At 55.0% G+C, this 18,207-nt stretch carries 15 protein-coding genes; all 15 read left to right on the forward strand.

What is annotated here, in order from left to right:
* The first annotated feature begins 6 nt into the window (after positions 1 to 6).
* Positions 7 to 435 carry a hypothetical protein gene (locus JMN36_RS10285; protein ID WP_012732201.1) on the forward strand — a complete coding sequence of 143 codons (429 nt, stop codon included), beginning with the start codon at positions 7 to 9 and terminating at the stop codon, positions 433 to 435.
* Entirely contained in the window at positions 435 to 1,493 is a 1,059-nt protein-coding gene (locus tag JMN36_RS10290) for a major capsid protein (RefSeq protein WP_221924389.1), read from the forward strand. The genes JMN36_RS10285 and JMN36_RS10290 overlap by 1 nt, the downstream gene beginning before the upstream one ends.
* Before the next feature lie 18 nt (positions 1,494 to 1,511).
* On the forward strand, positions 1,512 to 1,895 hold the full coding sequence (locus JMN36_RS10295) for a hypothetical protein (RefSeq protein WP_204088094.1): 384 nt from the start codon (positions 1,512 to 1,514) through the stop codon (positions 1,893 to 1,895).
* Between the two features lie 31 nt (positions 1,896 to 1,926).
* Positions 1,927 to 2,241, forward strand: a complete 315-nt coding sequence (locus JMN36_RS10300) for a hypothetical protein (RefSeq protein ID WP_221924390.1) — start codon at positions 1,927 to 1,929, stop codon at positions 2,239 to 2,241.
* A gap of 6 nt (positions 2,242 to 2,247) precedes the next feature.
* Entirely contained in the window at positions 2,248 to 2,535 is a 288-nt protein-coding gene (locus tag JMN36_RS10305; RefSeq protein WP_221924391.1) for a hypothetical protein, read from the forward strand.
* Positions 2,532 to 2,909, forward strand: coding sequence for a hypothetical protein (locus JMN36_RS10310; protein ID WP_204088091.1), 378 nt, complete (start codon positions 2,532 to 2,534; stop codon positions 2,907 to 2,909). Before JMN36_RS10305 ends, JMN36_RS10310 begins: the two co-directional genes overlap by 4 nt.
* Before the next feature lie 83 nt (positions 2,910 to 2,992).
* The gene (locus JMN36_RS10315; protein ID WP_204088090.1) at positions 2,993 to 3,985 is read left to right on the forward strand and encodes a phage tail tube protein; all 993 of its coding nucleotides are present in this window, start codon (positions 2,993 to 2,995) and stop codon (positions 3,983 to 3,985) included.
* 50 nt (positions 3,986 to 4,035) lie between these two features.
* A complete protein-coding gene (locus tag JMN36_RS10320; protein WP_204088089.1) occupies positions 4,036 to 4,665 on the forward strand; it encodes a hypothetical protein in 630 nt (209 codons plus the stop codon).
* Between the two features lie 2 nt (positions 4,666 to 4,667).
* Positions 4,668 to 5,945, forward strand: a complete 1,278-nt coding sequence (locus JMN36_RS10325) for a hypothetical protein (protein WP_204088088.1) — start codon at positions 4,668 to 4,670, stop codon at positions 5,943 to 5,945.
* A 100-nt stretch (positions 5,946 to 6,045) separates the two neighbouring features.
* On the forward strand, positions 6,046 to 11,106 hold the full coding sequence (locus JMN36_RS10330; protein WP_204088087.1) for a hypothetical protein: 5,061 nt from the start codon (positions 6,046 to 6,048) through the stop codon (positions 11,104 to 11,106).
* Between the two features lie 120 nt (positions 11,107 to 11,226).
* Entirely contained in the window at positions 11,227 to 11,520 is a 294-nt protein-coding gene (locus JMN36_RS10335; protein ID WP_204088086.1) for a hypothetical protein, read from the forward strand.
* Positions 11,498 to 11,941, forward strand: coding sequence for a hypothetical protein (locus JMN36_RS10340; RefSeq protein WP_204088085.1), 444 nt, complete (start codon positions 11,498 to 11,500; stop codon positions 11,939 to 11,941). Before JMN36_RS10335 ends, JMN36_RS10340 begins: the two co-directional genes overlap by 23 nt.
* Before the next feature lie 2 nt (positions 11,942 to 11,943).
* Complete coding sequence (locus tag JMN36_RS10345; protein WP_221924392.1) at positions 11,944 to 15,714, forward strand: tape measure protein; 3,771 nt, start codon at positions 11,944 to 11,946, stop codon at positions 15,712 to 15,714.
* Positions 15,715 to 15,738: 24 nt separating this feature from the next.
* On the forward strand, positions 15,739 to 16,590 hold the full coding sequence (locus JMN36_RS10350; protein ID WP_221924393.1) for a hypothetical protein: 852 nt from the start codon (positions 15,739 to 15,741) through the stop codon (positions 16,588 to 16,590).
* Complete coding sequence (locus JMN36_RS10355) at positions 16,553 to 18,127, forward strand: Gp37-like protein (RefSeq protein ID WP_204088082.1); 1,575 nt, start codon at positions 16,553 to 16,555, stop codon at positions 18,125 to 18,127. Before JMN36_RS10350 ends, JMN36_RS10355 begins: the two co-directional genes overlap by 38 nt.
* The last annotated feature ends 80 nt before the right edge of the window (positions 18,128 to 18,207 follow it).

The following is an 18,207-nucleotide window of genomic DNA, read 5'->3' on the forward strand; positions in this document are numbered from 1 at the left end:
GGAATTATGCATATTCGGCCAACATTTGACCGGTATTCTCCTAGTGACCTGTCTTGGCTTGGTTCACGTCATGCTGTGGACAATGCGGAGACGGGAACCTTGGGGGAAAAGACAACCCATATTCGACGGGCAGTTTTACCGTCGGGTACCGCTTTGCACCGTGACGGCGACTACTGGCTTCCGGTGACATCGAAAACGCAGTCTGTGGACGGTTTTTTGCTCACTGACCAGGACAATGTTCCTGGAGAGGTTGTGCCCATTGTGTGGCATGGCCGTATCCGCGTTGATCGTCTTCCAGATTCAAACAACCGCGTGAAAATCGCAGAATGCGATCATCCTGAGTTCACGTTCGTTCACGAGCCGTCCGATTCTCTATGGAATGAGGATGGCTCGACGAATTTTGATCAGGTCGGATCACTGCGAGGTGATATTTAATGGGATCGTCACAGATTTGGACTGAGGTTCTTTCCCCTCAGGATTTAACGGTGTATGCCAACCACTACCTCACTGACCTTCAAGCCAACGGGTACTCCCTGTCCGCCTATTTCCCCGATCAGCTGGTCAATGACATTTTCTTCGCCTGGAAAACCGAGGAAGACACCAACCGGCTGGCGGAGGTACGCTCCGCCGATGCGGAGACCCCTATCGGATCGATGGGCGGTGGCCATAAGGCCACCATGCAACTACCCCTCATTGGGCAGAAAGTCCGCATCAACGAGATGGACCAGCTGCGCAGCTTCCGGCAGGGCAATGCCGAGTTCCAGGAAGACGACATGACTAAGGCCACTGAAACGGTCGTCCGTGCGGTGGCTAATCGTGTGGAAGTGGCTCGTGGCGATGTTCTCACCACTGGCCGCGTTCGTTACGCCGAAAACGGCGCGATTGTTGATGCAGGTATTGGCCGCGATAAGGAGTTCGAGGTCACGCCGAAGAAGCATTGGGACGATCCCAATGCTCCGGCGCTTGAAGACATCATTGATTGGGCGATGGCGTATGAGGATGCTAATGGCACCAAGCCGGGCACGATCATTGCTTCACCCAAGGTTATCCAGAAGCTGCAGGTTAATGCGCAGTTCCGGGACTCTGCGAATACGACTGGTGAGTTAGCTCGCGTCTCTTCTGGGGCTATTAATGCTGTCCTGCAGGATCAGGGGCTGCCGGGTATCACCTCGTATTCGAAGTCGGTACGGGATGGGAATGGTTCTCGCCGCATCCTGGACGAGAACACCGTGTACTTCCTGCCTCCTGAGACGCAATCTGGGCTGTTGGGCTATACGGTGTGGGGCCAGACTGTGGAGATGAATTCTCCGGAATATCAGCTCACTGGTCTAGGCCAGATCGCTGTGGGTGCGTGGCGCGAGAATGATCCGATGGCGTATTGGGTTCGTGCGAACTGTGCTGTCCAGCCGATTTTGACGAATCCGAATATGGCGATGGTCGCTCATGTCGTCAAGCCGGAGAGCGCACGTAAAGCTGCCAAGGTCTCGAAGTAGTCAGTGAGGGGCGGCACTGTGGATGTATATTGCACGGTCAGCGATGTGACGGATCGTTTGACGATGGTGCCTGATCGAGATGATCGCCGGTTTATTCGGGCGATGATTGATGAGGCCACTGTCGCCATTGATGCCTATATGGGTGGTCATGTGGGCGATGATGTTCCGTCTGCTGTTCGTGTGGTGTGTGCTCGGGTTGCCGCTCGTGCGGTCAGTCGTGGCTTATCCACTGCCCCGGTGGGTGCTGAGTCGCAGTCTTTTACTGCTGGGCCGTTTTCTACCACGCAGAATTTCGGGTCTAACTCGAATGGTGGCGGCGTGTTTTTGACTGCTGAGGACAAGCGGATGCTGCGTTCTGTGGGAGGTGACCGTCGTGGCGCGTTCACGGTCTCGTTGTACTAGGTCGGGGTTTCCCCTTCCTTTTACGGTGGAAGTGCATCATCGCGAGGATTCAGGGGTTGATGCGTTCGGTAATGCCACTAGGTCGTGGGGAAAGCCGGAGTCTGTTCGGGTCGCTGGCTGGTTCATTGATAGCTCGGACGAGCATGGTCCTGATGATCGGGATGTTCGGCGGGTGGATTGGGCTGGTTCTTTGTTGGCTCTTCCTGGCTGTGTTTGTGCTGGGGATCGGGTGGAGCTTGGTGGTGCCTGGTTTCTTGTTGCTGATGGTGGCCAGGATTACACGCATGGGCCCTGGTGGGATCCGGGTGTGGTGGAGTATAAACTTCATGTTTTTGAGGAGGCATAGCCGTGAGTGACCGTGTTGAGTGGAAATTCAACCATCAGTTTTTTTAACCGTGTCCTCAAGGAAGATGGCCAGACACGCGCGCTTGTCGATGCCAAGGCCGAGGAGTTTCGAGGAAAGGCTGGGTCGCATTGCACAGTGCTCCCTGCGATTCAGGGGAAAACGCGGTGGCGGGCTCTTGTGGTGCCCACTCCTCACGATTCGGAGGCCTATGCGTACGAGCTGAAACATAACTCGATGCAGAAGGCTATTGGTGAGTACCCGGTCGCGGCTAACCATCCAAGGAGTACAGAATGAGGCATCCTACAGCCGTCGTGGTCTCGTGCCTAAAGAAATGGTTCGTCGGCTCGGAGTACGAAAAGGTCCATGTTGCCACCAAAGTGCCTGACAACATTCAAGGCCCTGTTGTGCGGGTGGACAGTGCGCCACCTAATCGGGAAACGCCGATCACAGACCGGACGCGGATCATGCTGCAGGCCTATGGGGATGATGACCAGGACTGTGTCGATCTTCTGGCTGCCTGCCTTGACGGTCTAGAGATGGCGTATCGAGCTGATCTAGCCGTCATGGCGTGGGAGACCGATACCGAGCCATATAACTTCCCTGATCCAGATCGGCCGGGGGTAGCCAGGTGGCAAGCGGCCGGTACTTTGTGGACTGCGTTAAGCTAATCAATATTCATGTATAATACGAGGTGGCTTGTGCTTTAAACGAGGAAAGCCACTCGGGGATTCATACTTTTGGGGGGATTCGCATGGCACGTATGCGACAAAATATTGTTGTCGGCGCGCCCGAAGTGAAGAGCGGCGGGGCTGCTTGGATCGGTAAGGCCGGCATTAATCCACTTCAGGCTCCGCATTCGGCGTCGATCCGGGTAGCAGCATTGCCTGCTGTCAATCGGTTCAGCCCGGCGGGCTACATTTCTGAAGATGGCGTGACGAAGACTGTTGACCGGGATACGGACAATGTTGTGGATTGGAATGGCGACACAATGGCTGTTCTGCAGTCAAGCCATTCTGTCCAGATCAAGGCCAAGTTCCATGAGATCGTGAATTCTCATGTGGCGACAGCGATGCTTGGTGACGGGAATTTCCGTTCACGGCACGATGGGCGCGCTATCCAGATGATTGATAACGCGACCGACACCCCGTACCGGTCCTACATTTTCGACATTCACGGCGGCGATGGGGTCAAGGGGCGACTGTTCATCCCGAATGGCCGCGTCTCTGAGCTTGATGACCAGGTCTTTTCCCGCTCTGAGGTTGTTGGCTTTGACGCCACCATCGAGTGTTTCCCCGATGACAATGACAACAAGCTCTACACCTACATTGATCGCCGTAACGTCAAGCGCGACGAGGATGATCGCTTCCCTGACGATGGTCTTCCGGTGATCTCGCTGGCAGAGATCGAGGATATTGTGCGCAACGCTATTGATGGGTTGCCGATTTCTCCGGACTTGGTCGCCGGCTTGTTCTACTCCCTCATTGACGGCAAGGGCGGATTAGACCTCGATTTCATCGAGAAGCTTGTTAACCATCTGCGCCCGCTGGATGGTGTCGATGACATTCTTAAGCTGTTGGCTGATCTATTGGAGGGGGCCGATGGGGCCACGCTCATTCACGATGTTGAGGCTTTGCCGTTTACGCCGCTGAATAAGTATCGCCGGTGGGCTCAGTCTGTTGTTGATCTTCTCTCTGGTGCTGGCGGACGCCAGACCTTGGATGACCTCACTGGGGGGATTCTCTGACCTACTCGTGTAGGCATTGTTCATAAAAAATTTTTTGGAGGTTTATTCCTATGGCTGACAAAGAAAGCCTTTTGTCACAGATCACTAAGTCTCTGCGCGATCTTCAGCAGCAGGGTGGAGTGGAAAAAGATACTGCCGATTCTCTGTCCGGAATGTTCACGAATTTCAACGGGCTGATCGACAAGTTGACTGAGTCAATCCCCCAGCAAGTGTCCATGTTGGGCCGCACCGTCAAAGACGCCAAAACGCTTGCTGAAGATATCAAACAGATCCTCGGTGGCCCCCTGGTGTTCCCCGGCACTGGTGTTCCTGCCGCGATCAAGGGCATCAATGATGCGAAGACGACTCTGCATGATCAGGTCGCGGCCCAGTTTGGGGATTCAGAAGCGTTGCCACAGCAGGTCGCCGACCATGTCGACGAGTTGGCAAAGAACGCTGGAAAAGTAGGTGAGGCTATTGATGAGTTCGTCAATTCCACCTATGGCAAGAAGCTGTTCGATGGTATTACTCCGGGCGATGGTTTCCCTGAGCTAGTCGGTAAGTTCGACCATCTCACTGAAGGTGACCGTAAGAAGATCACTGACTTGGTGACCAGTATCGGCACTACAGCGAAACCGATGGGCGGCACGATTGTCGACATTTTGCGCGCTGTCCACAACGAGAACGAGGGGGCTAAGTAAATATGGAGTATAAGTACACTGACCGCGATTCGTACGGCGAATTCTCACCGTCAACTCTCATTGACCGGCTGGAGTCAGCCGGTGTCCTTCCCCATGAGCTCGCGAATGTTTTCACCCAGGCGTCCAACGCTGTGCTGAACGTGTCGGATGATGCCCGCTCCAACGTCGAGCAGGCGCTAAGCACGTTGGCGAATGAGGCCGAAAGCGGCCAAAAGGTGAAAGACACGTTGAGGGCAAACCTTGAAACAGCGCTGGAAGAACCCGATCCGCTTAAGAAGGTGGCGGATTTCAAGACGGCCGCGGACGAACTGGTTGACGGTCTTGAGAACCAGCTTAAGGATCTGGGCCTCGGCGACGTGTCTTCTCTTGATGATGTCCGGTCATCTGTAAGGGATTTTGCTGAAGCACTCGACACGCTCAATGCTTCAGCACCAATCGCAAAGATTGTTGAGAACCTTCCCGGCGGCGCTCTCCCCGGTCACGTTCTTGAGGCCCTGGCTGGGCTGCGTCAAGATGAGCTGGACGACATTCGTAAGCATGTCGACGCGATCACTGACCGGGGCGCCCGAGTCATCGCTGACCTGGCTTCCATTGGTGCCGATGAGGCCGTCCGCCATGCCGCCCGCGCTAATAAGACGCTGACTCCCCTGCTGGCTATTGCGCTAGCTATCGGTGCCGTTGTCGGCCAAGGCGCCGAAGCGGTCAAAGCTATCGCAGATGTGGGCGCTGCACTCAAAGCGGCTATCGTTAAAGGCTTCTTAACTGCAGGCAAGGGGCTTCTTGCCGCTCCAGTCATCGCCCAGGTCAAGTCGGCGAAGGCATTACCATTCGCCGTTGTTGCACTCCAGATGTTCAACCACCACGAAATCCGGATGGCCCTGCTCAATGTCTTCAACGACTTGATCATTAACACTGTCACCGCATTCAACACCTCGGTGGTGGTCAAAGCTATCCGCGCCGCTGTGGATATGCTGGTCTTGTCCACCCCGATCCGTATCGCGGTTCGCGGCAACAACATCATGTTGATCCTGAATGCTCTCAATATTGGCCGCATCCTGTTCAACATTTTCTTGCTGACACGTATCCCCCAGATCGGTCATCTGCCGATCCGCGGATTGGGCCTGCGTGGCGTGGAAACCCTGTTTGCGGGCGCCTACACCACATGGCGCCTACTCAAAACGATCCTCACCCCGCTGGCTTTCAAGCCGGGTGTGCTTCTGGGCGACGCTGTGGCCTTGGCCCTCGTCGCCTACCTTGTTGTCGGCGCTCTCACTGTTTAATTGTGAGTCTGCCCTCGGGGGCCAGGGTACATGCCCTCGCCCCCTTCTTTTTATGCCTTATACTGGGGATATAGTGACGCGTTGCTTTCGGGGGGGAAACATGCGTAATCGAGGAAATCTTGTTCATGGCGCACCAAACGTGCATGCCGGGGGTGGTGCGTGGATTGGGCACGCTGTTTCTAATCCGTTTGCTGTTCCCCTGTCGGCGAGGGAGCCGATTCGTCGACTACCTGGTGTTGGGCTTACCCCGGCCGGCTATGTGTCAGCCGATGGTGTCAAGGTAGATACATCGCTGGCCTCAGAGGAGACGAAATCCTGGTCGGGGCTATCGATGAATACTGTCTCGTCGCCGGATGGGGTTACGTTGTCAGTATCTTTCATGGAGCTGGGCAATTCCGCAGTGATGAGACTCACGCACGCCGATGGGGCAGTCAAAGAGCTATTCGATTCGTCTCGTGTTCGTGTTGAAGAGCGTCTGGATGAGCCCCTTCCTTATCGTTGTTTAAACTTCGATCTCCTGTCAGCAGATGGGCAGCGTACTCGACTGTTCGTTCCCCGCGCGGTGGTCACCGATATTGATTCGCAATCGTTTAACCGCTCTGAGTTAGCCGCCTGCGTGCTCACCCTGTCATGTACGCCGGATAGTAACGGCGTGTGTTTATACAGGTTGGTGGATCGCCAACCTCAGAAGCCAACTCCACGTGACCATGATGGACCAGATTTTGCCTTCGTTGGGCACGTGCGCGAGTGGGTCGAATACATCACTGGTGACGGACGACTTGCCAATCTTGGAGCTATCCGGGCGTCACTGTCCACGGCGCTCAGTATTATTTCCCGCATTTCTGAGCGGTCATTGGTCGATACCATCGATCAGCTGATTAATCGTGTTGAGCACACGGTCGCGGATATGACCGACTCTGAGCTTCTCCGGCTTATTGCTGATTGGGCTCCGCGTGATCTGATCACGGGTGCGAACCTGGATAATTTCAGGGCCGCGTTCGATAACGCCATGTCGTGGCTGCGTAGACGCACAAAGTCTATTGCCCATGCGGTGAAGAAGATTGCGACTCTCTGGTCGACTGTGGGCATCGGTGGGCTCATCGCAGGTTTGTCGAACGGTGATGTACAAAGGGCGATCGGTGACTTCATAGCGACTATTGGAGCCAATTGGCAAGAGTGGCTCACGGCTGTGATGGATGGCGATGTTGACCACATTATTGATAATGCGATTGCGTCTGTGAACGTCCCTGCTCTCGGTGACGCGCTGGCGAATCTTGCGGAGTCTGTGGGCCTGGGCCAGTGGTCGGGCCCGATCCGGGCGTGGGCCGGGTGGCTTGGCCAAGCGTCGGCAGGGTGGGGCACGGTGGTCGGAGACTGGCTGCGTAGTTTTCTCAACAATCAGAGTGTCTCTGATTTAAACCAGTGGTTGGGTGATGCGTTTCATCGGTGGAATGAGATCGCGGGCGATTTTGTTAATCGCATGGCATCAGGTGAATTATTGGCGGACTTGGCGCGTACCGGCGGTGATTTGTATCGGGCTGCCCAAAAACTGTGGGATAGCGCTGCCAGTATTGTCCGCGAGAATTGGGGGGCGTTTAACCCCGCTAATCTGGTTAAGGCGTATAACGCGTTCGTCGGCGCTTTTGATGCAGCACAGTACGGTGATATTGCTAACCGTTTTCTTACTGACTGGGCTAATCCTCCGGCGTTATCGAATGACTGGGCTTTATTGTCAGCTGCTCTAGCCGGTGACTTTACTCGCGGATCGGTGGCTGCTCTTGATGCGTTAAATCTCGCCCAGGTGTGGCCACAGCTGACGGCGGCCTGGGATCAGTTTTTACAGGGGGCCAACGCGGCGCTATCTGAATTGACCGCGCAAGATTGGTTGCTGGCGTCAATCATGTTGCTCGGCCCGCTTATCACGCTGGCAGCTGGTTTTGCGTTAACGATCGCGTTGTTTGTCTTTGGGCAGCCACTTTTTGCCATACCTGTGGGATTGTCAACGCTGGGCCTGGTTATCGGCATGTGGCTTGTTGTTACCCAGTTTGTCGGTTTCAGCCTCGGCGGGGCGTTGTTGCCATGGGCCGCGGATCTGATCGTGATTTCCCTCTTGACGGGCCATCCGTTGGCGGCGTTGTTCATTTTTTGGTCTGTGCTTAACGGGGCACGGTTTATTATTTTGGATTTTCCGTTGCTGGTGATTGCGGGGGCAGCACCGGTCACGATTAAGGCTGCTGTCCTGTTTTTAGCGTCTGCCTGGGTTATCGCACACGTAGCAGCATTGGTGGCCGTGACGTTGCTGGTGGTCGTTAAAGCCCGTGTGTTCTTGCGGCTGACTCAACCATTTCGAATGACTGGCCTAGAGCGGGCCGTGATTGCGGCGACGGTTGCTGTGATCACGTTTGTGATTGTGGCGCTGTTTTCGTCCACAGTGTTGGGGCTTATTGTTCTTCTTGCTGCACGGAACTTAACGATCACTGGGCGATCTGCTCTGATTAACATTCTTCGAGCTGTCACTATTGGCGGCGTTGTGCTCCCCGTTTTTGCGGCGGGGGTCATGCTGTCGCTAGTGCGTTTGCTGCGTTTTCAGCTGGCGATGATTCCTCCTGTGTCTATTGCGCTGGTCATTGTTCTTCCTCTTGCCCAGGCTCTGTTTTTCCATCGGCGTATAACGCGACTTCTCACAGCCTCAGAATTGGGAGCATTGGGGAGTGTCCTAGTGCCCCTGTTGAATTTTATTGTCTCGGTTTTCGGTTTAGCTGTCACCACTGTGCGGGCACTTATCCCCGCTCTTTTCTCTGGTACGACCGCCCTTATCACAGGCTTGGCGGCTATTCCTGCATCAATTGCTTTTTATGCGTCGTCGGTGACGTGGGTGCTCTCCCAAATTGCATCTTTTACTCTATTGAGGCGGGATATTAGGCCAGTTGTGCTTGTTATTGGCAGCGTGATGGCTCTATCGGCTCTCGCTGCGGCGGCGGGGCTGGTTGCTTCTGCCCCACTGTTGGCCCCACCACTGACGGTGATCGTCGTTGGTGGAGCTGTTGCTCTGGGTGTCGTCGGCGCTATTATCGCATGTTTTACGGCAGGACAGTTGTCTTTGTTCGTGACAGGTCTCCGTGGAGCGGCACAGCTACTACTGCGACTGGTGGTGGCATCCACCGTGGTGTCCGGCCTGTTTTTCATGTCGTCTGGGGTACTAGCAGGAATAGGACCGTTTATCTCGGCCCTGATTCTACGAGGTGTACGTGTCGCACGCTCGGCGGTATCAGTGGGGCTAATCCCTATCGTCGCTAAGATGTACCGCTTGGCTGTCCCCCTTCGGTGGATTATCGATGCCAGTATTGCAGCCGCCGGAGCTGTGGTGTTTGGGCTTGGGGAACTGGGTGCTCCGCTTCTTCATTGGCCCTTCCGTGGCCCGACCTACCGGTTCTGGGTTCCGCTTATTCTGGGTTTTTGGCTGGTGGTGTGGAATTATCTGGCCACCGGCTACTACGCTCTATGGCTGACTTACCTAATAGCGTTGTTCTTGTCAGCATATGGCGGCTGGGTCGCCTGGCTTATAATGGGTGGAGTCACTACCCCTGCTTCCGCCCCTCAATACGCGTGGGCCACAAACTTCACGATCGCGTGGGGGTTGACCTTAGTTATTTGTCTTGTTGGGGCGGCATTGCTGATTCCGGGCCGCTGGTTCCGGTATATCGTCACTGCCTTAGCGATCCCCTGGCTATTGCTCGACGCGGTTGGCCTAGACACTGTCACAACTATCGCCTCCGCCCTTGCCGGCCTCATCATGGCGCTACGAACAGCTGCTGGTGTGCTCTTTACTCCCCTCCGGGCTGTTCTTGCTGGAATTGCCGCCGCTAGCCTCGTTGCCGGGGCTCGCCTGCTGGGGTGGGGAGTTGTCATTCTCGCCGCCGATCTCTTCACCCCTATAGCTATTGCTTTAGGCGTGAATCACCGGTTCCTCATGGCCGCCATCATCACGTTGGCCTGGATCGGCATCCAGCTAGCCACACTCCCCAGGTTTATTGTCGCAGCAGCTCTGTCAGCAATAACCGGGATCAGCGGTGCCTTTATCACCGGTCGAGTCTTGCGCATACTCGCTGCCGACATGGCCGCACTCACTGGAGCGATCCCCTGGCTGCGGTCACAGAAACTCGCCCAAATGGGTGTTGTTTCCCTCGCTGTTATCCCGGTCGTCCTCTTTGTCGGCATCCCGCTTACGATGGTGACTCGGCGATTAACTGCCCCTGTGCGTGTACTTATTGCTATTGCTTTCACCGCAACAGTGGCCACCTTCGCTGTGGCCGCCGCCACGATTGTGCCTGGAGTCGGAGGGGCGCTCACAGCTGTTGTTGCCCTAGCCATTTTCGTCACGGTCCTTGCCCAACACCCAAGAGTTCTTCTCTCCCCACTGGCAGGACTTATCGCTTTATCCGCAGGTCTAGCAGTCGTGGCCGCCGTACTATTTTATCTTTCTGGCCAGCCAATTCGAGCGGCCCGCCGTGTGACGATCGCGCTGCGGGCACTCATCACCCTACTAGGTGCGCCGATTGTGATGTGGGGGCTGCTGATTGTCGCTGCAGCCGGGGTGATTATTGCAGTCGCGTCGGTTATCAGCACAGGGCGCGTGGTGGATGTGCTGGTGTCTTTAGCGGTGTTGTCTGTTGTCGTGTCCGTAATGGGGCTAGTTGTTGTCACACTGCTTTTGACGGTTTTTAACCGTGCCAGTGGCCTGACTATTGCGGGAATAGTTACCGTGACAGTGCTGACGGTGGTGGGGCTTATTATCGTGTTCAGCCTAATCCCGCTTTATGTTCGAATAGTGAACACTATATCGTTCCCGCTGGTTGGCATCCCGATGGATATTTTCAATATTCTGACTCGGAATTCCCTGTTGGGAAGAATCTCGCGCCTGTGGGTTCTGGTTCATGTGCTGGCTATCGGTACAATATCTCTCGGTCTTGTGGCCTTGGTCGTGGTGTTGGGCATCGCCGGAACGATCACAGGGTTTGCTTCCACGGCTGGTATCGCCACGGTCATCGTGCTGGTCTACCTCTACGTTTTTATCCCCATCGTTGCTGTCATTATTTTCGTGGCGGCATCCGCTGCGGTTGCGTATGGATGGTGGTGGTGGGTGACCTTCGGCCCGAAGTAGTCGAACGTATGTACTGCTATGATATCTGTAGACCTAATGGCGTTTCATCAGGAAACTACCTGTATCTGCCTGTTAGGTAAAAGATAGAACTCGCATTCGACATAGGGGGGAAGGTCGCATATGGCCGCCAAGAAGACAACGAAAAAGTCAGACCAGGCTCACGATGACTGGTTTGATTACACCACCCACAGCGGAGAATCGATCAGCCTGCCACCCATCGGCTCGGTCATTACCGCTGGGGATCGTCGCCGGGCGAAACGCGATGGTGTGGACGATGAAGAGTTTTCATGGATCATGCTGGAACGGGCAGCTGACAAGGCTGCCGAGGGAACTCTGGACATTATTGACGCCATGCAGATGGACGAGTTCAACACGTTTATGAAGGCGTGGAGTGACGGGGGCGACAAAAGCTAGCCTGTCAGAGATTATTTCCCTGATCGACGCTATGGATAGGGACCCGAATTTTTCTATGGCAGTCGAGCGGGAATTGATCGAAGTCGGCGTGCGATGGCGGTGGGTCAATGATGGTAGTGACCGGCTGTCGTGGGATGACGTGATCGCTTTGATCGCTACTGCGGGCCCTGATTCGGCTATCGTGCGTGATGCTCGCAAGGATGAGTGGGAGTGGGATTTAACCAACCAGTTGCTTGCGTTTATTGCGGATCAGCTGAAGATGAGCGCCTGGGATGGTAAGGGTGCACGGCCGGAACCGATTCCTCGACCTGGGGTGGATGGTAAGGAAATGGAGACGGCTGGTGTGAAACCGGAGGGCTTGTCGAAAGCTGAGATGGACGAGTGGCTGGGCGATGATTGGTCTGGCGTTAACGGGGGCTAAAAATGGCGGCGAACTTTGATGTTGGCACCGGGTGGGTGAGCATTGTCCCGAAGATGGGCAATTTCTCCCAGGTTCGTAAACAATTGGATAAGGCAATAGTTGCTCCGTCCCAATCGTGGGGCGAGCAGATGGGTAACAAGATCACCTCTGGCTTGAAGAAGACGGTGAAAGTCGGGGCGATTGCTGTTACCGCTGCCGCCGGTGTGAGTGCTGGTAAAGCATTCTCTGATGGGTTCAACCGTTTAGCGTCGACTGATCGGGCCGAGAAAGCTCTTGAGGGTTTGGGCTATAAGGGTAATGAGATTACCCAGATCATGGGAAACGTTAATAAGTCTATTGAGGGCACGTCGTTTCTCATGGGTGATACTGCTCAGGTTGCGTCGGTGATGTTGGGCTCGGGTATTAAACCGGGTCAGGAGCTTCAAGACACGCTGAGTCATGTTGCTGATGCTGCCGCGCATTCGAATACGTCGATTAGTGAGATGGGGTCGATCTGGTCGAAGGTTGCTGCTCGTGGGCATGTCGACGGTGAGGTGATGGCCCAGCTCATGGACCGTGGTATCGGTCTGCAGGATCAGCTCGCCAAGCAGATGGGCGTGTCCAAAGATGCGGTGGCGGATATGGTCAGCTCTGGGAAGGTGTCGTTTGCTGATTTCTCCCAGGCTATGGATTCCATGTTCCATGGGGCGGCGCAGAAGCAGCGCGAAACGTTCCAGGGGTCTATGGAATATATGAAGGCTATGGCCTCCCACGTCACCGCTGAGATCATTCAACCGTTATATAACGGGATGATCCCGGTGTTTAACGCCATTTCTGATGGTTTCGCGGGTCTTGAAGGCAAGCTTGGCCCGATTGCGCAGCAGATTAGTAATGCGATAGCCCCGGTCTTTGAGCATTTGGCTAACGATGTTATCCCCGCAGTGTTTTCCGCAATAGATAGTATCAATGTTGATACTGTCATGGGGGCTTTTGGGCCGCTCAAGGAGGGGCTAGCCCAAATGGGCCCCTTGTTAGAGCAGCTTGCTCAGGCCGCTATCCGTGTGGTGGCCGCCTTGGCCCCGGCGATTCCACCACTGGCAGCTGTACTCGTGGCCATTGTGAATGGGACACTGCCTGCGCTAACCGCACTATTGAATGCGCTGGTCCCGATCATTACTTCGGTGATTGTTCCCGCGATTACCGCGTTAAGTAACGAGTTGGCTAAACACCCACAGTTAGCGGCGGCGGCTGCTAACGGTTTTATGCTCTGGGCTGAAGCATTCGTCCCATTGAATAGGGGTTTTAAGGCTGTTAAGGCGGGGGCCGGCATTATGGAAGCGTTCGGGCCCCGCATAGGAATAATTGTGAAGTCCCTGTTCAATATCGGAAATGCGCTCAAGAGCGTTATCGGTGTCGGGCGCATCATTTTTACTGGCCTGAGGACACTGCCTGCGCTGATGAGCGCGATTTTCAGCACTAACCCTGTTGGTGTCATCATGACCGCCATCGGGCTTCTCATCACCGGCATCACCTTGTTTTTGACGAAAACTCAAGCTGGTCAAGCGATCTTGGCGTCAGTGGGTAGCGCTTTGCAAGCCTTCTGGGAATGGCTGCAGCCAGTCTTTGAGTCAATCGGCACGTGGTTGTCGACAGCATGGTCGGCTATTTCCTCGTTCTTCTCTCAGGCTGCGAGCGTGATCGGCACTATCGTGCCGTATGTTGTGTCGGTGCTTCTAACGCCGATAATGATTCAGGTGGAAATAGCGAAGGCCGCTATTCTTCTGGCGTTCAACTTGATTAAAGCCGGATGGGATTTGCTGGTCACCGGAATGGTCGCATTGTGGGAGTCGGTTTTGCACCCCATGTGGGACTTCATGGGCATGGTTGTGAGCACCCTGTGGTCGGCGGTACTCCAACCAATTTTCTCTCTGATCGGTGCGGCGTGGAACATGCTACTCAGCGGCATGGCGGCTGTCTGGAATGGTGTTCTACAGCCTGCCTGGAACCTTATGGGGGCGGTGCTACAGGGCCTGTGGAATGGTATCTTGCAGCCAATATTCACCGCGATTGGTGCCGTCTGGTCTGCTGTCGTCAATGGGATTAAAGCAGTCATTGATAATGTTTTGATTCCCGCCTGGCGCGGAATGTCCGATTTTATCTCGATGATTGTGGATAGGTTTGTGAAACCGGCGTTCGACAGGATGAGCGACGGGGTTCGGACTGTTCAGCATTGGTTCGAGGTTGCGGCTGATGGTATCAAGCATGCGTGGACGTCGGTGTGGGACACTATTCGTGATATTGCAAAGAAGATTGCTGGTGTTGCCTACAATAACGCGATTCTGCCTGCCTGGAATGCGATTGCGAATGTTACGGGTGTGCAGAAACTCGATCGTGTGAATTTCGCTACGGGTGGTGTGATGCCCGGCTATACGCCTGGCCGTGATGTGCATACGTTCTTCTCCCCCACCGCCGGGGTGCTTAACTTGTCTGGCGGTGAGGCGGTGATGCGGCCGGAGTGGACTCGTGCTGTGGGTGGGCCTGCTGCTGTGGCGCGGATGAATGCGCTGGCGCGGTCTGGTCGTGGTAGTGGCTTATCGGTGGGGTTTGCTGATGGTGGTGTTATTGGTGGTATTAAGCATGCTGCGGGTAAGGCCTGGGAGGTCACCGATGATGTGTTGGATAAGGCGATGGAGCTTGGTAGTGATTTCGCTAATGCGGCTAAGCGGTTGTTCTTCGGCAAGATTGATGCGGTGAAGGGCCGTCTGGGTATTGGTCGTGGTACTAGCTTGGCTAAGTCGGTGGCGCCGGCATATCTGACTAAGGGTGCTGATAATGCGTGGAATTGGCTAAAGGAAAAGGTCTCAGAGGTTGCTAAGAAAGTGAAAGAGAGGTTGAGCGTCGGCGGCAACGTTGAGATGTATCGCGGGCTTGTCGAACGGCTTCTTCGTGAAAAAGGGCAGCCTGTTTCCCTTGTTAATAGTGTTTTGCGCCGTATGCAGCAAGAGTCTGGTGGTAATCCGCACGCGATCAATAATTGGGATTCGAATGCGGCTAAGGGGACGCCGTCGAAGGGTCTTATGCAGACTATTAATCCAACATTCCAGTCGTATAAAGACCCTGGATATGACGATATTTGGGATCCGGAATCCAATATTCGCGCATCGATGAACTATGCGCTGGCCACGTATGGTTCGCTGTCGGCGGCATATGATCGTGCCGGCGGCTACAAGCGTGGTGGTGTTCTTCCAGCGTTCCTGCGTGATTCTGGCGGAATCCTGCCCAATAATTCCATCGCCGTCAATACATCCGGAGACAGTGAATGGGTCCTATCTTCCCAGCAGATGCAGGACTTCGCTCAGGGTATGACTGAAGCCTCTCAGCATATGGATGAAACCGCTCAAGCGTTTGCTGATGGTGTCGAGGCCTGGCTTAACGGCGAAGAAGACCGGATCGGGGCACCAATCGAATGGGGCGCGCAATTCCTCGGAGACATTCTCTCCGATGTGACCGAGGACCTTGGCTCACCCTGGGGGATTGACGGTACAAAGGCACCCGACATCCTTGATAATCAAGGCCGGGTGAAGGTCTCTGTCGCAGGCCCTGCTGACGATCCTGGCCGTAGCGTACTGCCACCCGTGGAGGTGCACGTCAATATGAACGGGGACAATATGACGGTGTCATCAGATGATGTGCGGCGTGGGGTCAATCAGGCTTTGGCTGACTATCAGCGCAGGATTGAGGCCTTAGAGCGCGGCGTTCAAATCAATACGTTCACAACACCAATGGTGGTGTAACACCAATTATCCAGGGGGCTGCTGATGGATATTCAGCTTTTAGACTATCGAAGAAAAACATGGCACCTGGCCGGAGATGACGAGGGTGCCGAGGGGGTAACGCTCGGCAAGATCAGTAACACCGTCGGCAACATCAGTGACCAAAAGGATAAACACCAATCACGTTTCCAGTCACCAAGCCTAGATATCGGTGAGCTTGACCCTATCGAGCCGACACTCACCGTGCAGATCACCACAACACCCGAACTCACCGTCGAGACAGTCACCCGTCGGTTCCTTAACGGCTTAGACTTTTTCAAACCAGCCAAACTCATCGTCACGGAATCTCGCCAACCATCACTGTGCCTCTTCGTGCATCTTGTAAAACCGGTAGGCCTGCCCGAGGACACCACCGCCATAGACGGCACCACCATGGAGGTTGAACTTACCGCTAAGGACGGCTGCTGGTTCGGCCCCCAACATAGCGGCACCGGCATTGTAGCCATCGAAAACACCGGCGATATTCCACTATGGCCAACTGTTCGCTGGCGGGGCATGGCAGCACGATTCACCGAAGACCGCAATGGCCTCATCGTGCTCCCACCAGCCTTAGGCCGATCAGGACTGACGTATTACACCGACCCAGCCACCGGGGGCCTTGTCACCGACAACCAGGGCTACCCGAACCATACAGCCTGGGCCACCATGCGCGGCGTGGCCTGGACACGGCCAGTCATGCCAGGAGACGGCACAGCAGTGGAGTGCCACCATTGCCAAGTGCTGTGGCGAAACCGTTACCTTTCACCATGGGCGCAATCAGGGGGGATAATTTCTAATGCAGGAACATCAAATAACGCAAATGGCTGCGATTGGTCAGAGGCGACGGGACGACCATAAGCCGTTCGTCTATTTGACTGACAAATACTTAACCCCACAGGTCATCGTCACCGGCTACGTCTCACTCAAAGCCTCAGATAAGGTCAACGATGCTGGCACCTTCGCACTCGAAGTCCCAGCCCATCACCCGATGGTTGATGTACTTATCCCACCGTTAGCCTTCGACGGCGACCCCAACTCGGCTTTACGCAAGCTCACCGACATACAACAATTCCTCATCGTCGAATACGGGCACACCCGCTACACGTATTTCGTCGACAAGATCGTCGACCACAGTCAGCGTGCCAACCCGACTGTCGAAATCAGCGGAGCCTCCATCTATGAAATGACCGACTATCTTGTCATGGAATCCAACCCGATGTCGATCAAATCGCTCCAACCCAAATATATGGACGTGCGGGCCGGGGACTCACTCCGCGTGATAAAAACGTTCATCCTCATGAACCTGCGCAGGCTCTACCAATTTGATCTTCTACCCGACCCCGACCCGTGGTCACCGATCGCCTGGCGAGACTATGCAGATTGGCCGATCATGGTCAACCCTTTGCACAAGTCAGTTGATACTCCCTGGACGGTGCTTGCTGCCCGCTTCGACTCACTAGCCGACCTGACAAAAGAAACCTTAGATGCGGCGGGGCTCAGGCTCACGATCACTCTGTGGATGCCGTGGGATCGGCAACCGTTCCCTACTCACACGCGCCTGTGGAAACCCACCTTCATTATCGATGTCGTCCCCGTAACAGCCGATTCGTCCGTCGCCGGCCATATCCGTGAGGGCGTGAAAAACATCAAGCGCAAGTGGGATCCGGAAGACAACGTATCGACTGTCGGCATGTCCGCCCGCTCCAATCCGGACGGCTACAAGCCCTGGGTGATGCTCCGACCAGACCACATCGACTACGCCACTTCGGATGTCACCATTACCCGCTCAAAGTACGCTGACGTCACTGTTGGTGGGAAAAGCCCAGGTGCGATTAACCAACTGTTGAAGCGGGCAACAGCTTCTTTTGTAGGTGGGGCTATTGCGGGAGCGAAAACGGCGTGGCCTGGGCACGATAAACAATTGGATGACTTGCAGTCGAAGCTGGAGAAAGCCGGAGGCAAGCTGACGGAAGATAAATTGTTGGCGTTTACCCACCACCAGGCAACACGGCGAGCACATTATCTAGGCCCCTACCGGCGTCGTGAGCTTGTTGCCTCAGGTGAAGGTTTCACGGTGGAGGGCGAGCAGCAAGCGTTTGAGGCGCTCGCCAAGGGCAAAGGTGGACTCTCGGCAGCGTTTAAGATCACCAATGAATGCCCATACTCTCTCGGCTATGAGGTGAATGTGGGTGACCAAATTGGTGTCGAATGGCGAGAAATGGTGCTATCCACATGGATTGATGAAGCCACAATCACCTGTGAAGATGGCCACCCGCCGGAGGTAGAACTAGCCGTTGGTGAAGCAAAAGCTCGCCGATCTGCTCTACAACAACTCAACGATAACCAAAAGCACATCTCGTCGGTCACAAAGCGACTAAAGACCCTCATCGGCTAGAATATAAGTTCGAGCGAGTAGACTTCATGTTGTATAAAACAAGGGGGTGGAGCACATGGGGGTGTGCCTGAGTGAAGATG

The organism is Corynebacterium pseudokroppenstedtii (assembly GCF_019754945.1).
GTDB classification, from domain to species: Bacteria; Actinomycetota; Actinomycetes; order Mycobacteriales; family Mycobacteriaceae; genus Corynebacterium; species Corynebacterium pseudokroppenstedtii.

Excerpts from the sequence above, each read along its gene's own strand:
- JMN36_RS10285 (WP_012732201.1), top strand. The coding sequence starts at position 7 with ATGCATATTCGGCCAACATTTGACCGGTATTCTCCTAGTGACCTGTCT.
- JMN36_RS10290 (WP_221924389.1), top strand. The coding sequence starts at position 435 with ATGGGATCGTCACAGATTTGGACTGAGGTTCTTTCCCCTCAGGATTTA.
- JMN36_RS10310 (WP_204088091.1), top strand. The coding sequence starts at position 2,532 with ATGAGGCATCCTACAGCCGTCGTGGTCTCGTGCCTAAAGAAATGGTTC.
- JMN36_RS10315 (WP_204088090.1), top strand. The coding sequence starts at position 2,993 with ATGGCACGTATGCGACAAAATATTGTTGTCGGCGCGCCCGAAGTGAAG.
- JMN36_RS10320 (WP_204088089.1), top strand. The coding sequence starts at position 4,036 with ATGGCTGACAAAGAAAGCCTTTTGTCACAGATCACTAAGTCTCTGCGC.
- JMN36_RS10325 (WP_204088088.1), top strand. The coding sequence starts at position 4,668 with ATGGAGTATAAGTACACTGACCGCGATTCGTACGGCGAATTCTCACCG.
- JMN36_RS10330 (WP_204088087.1), top strand. The coding sequence starts at position 6,046 with ATGCGTAATCGAGGAAATCTTGTTCATGGCGCACCAAACGTGCATGCC.
- JMN36_RS10335 (WP_204088086.1), top strand. The coding sequence starts at position 11,227 with ATGGCCGCCAAGAAGACAACGAAAAAGTCAGACCAGGCTCACGATGAC.
- JMN36_RS10345 (WP_221924392.1), top strand. The coding sequence starts at position 11,944 with ATGGCGGCGAACTTTGATGTTGGCACCGGGTGGGTGAGCATTGTCCCG.
- JMN36_RS10350 (WP_221924393.1), top strand. The coding sequence starts at position 15,739 with ATGGATATTCAGCTTTTAGACTATCGAAGAAAAACATGGCACCTGGCC.
- JMN36_RS10355 (WP_204088082.1), top strand. The coding sequence starts at position 16,553 with ATGGCTGCGATTGGTCAGAGGCGACGGGACGACCATAAGCCGTTCGTC.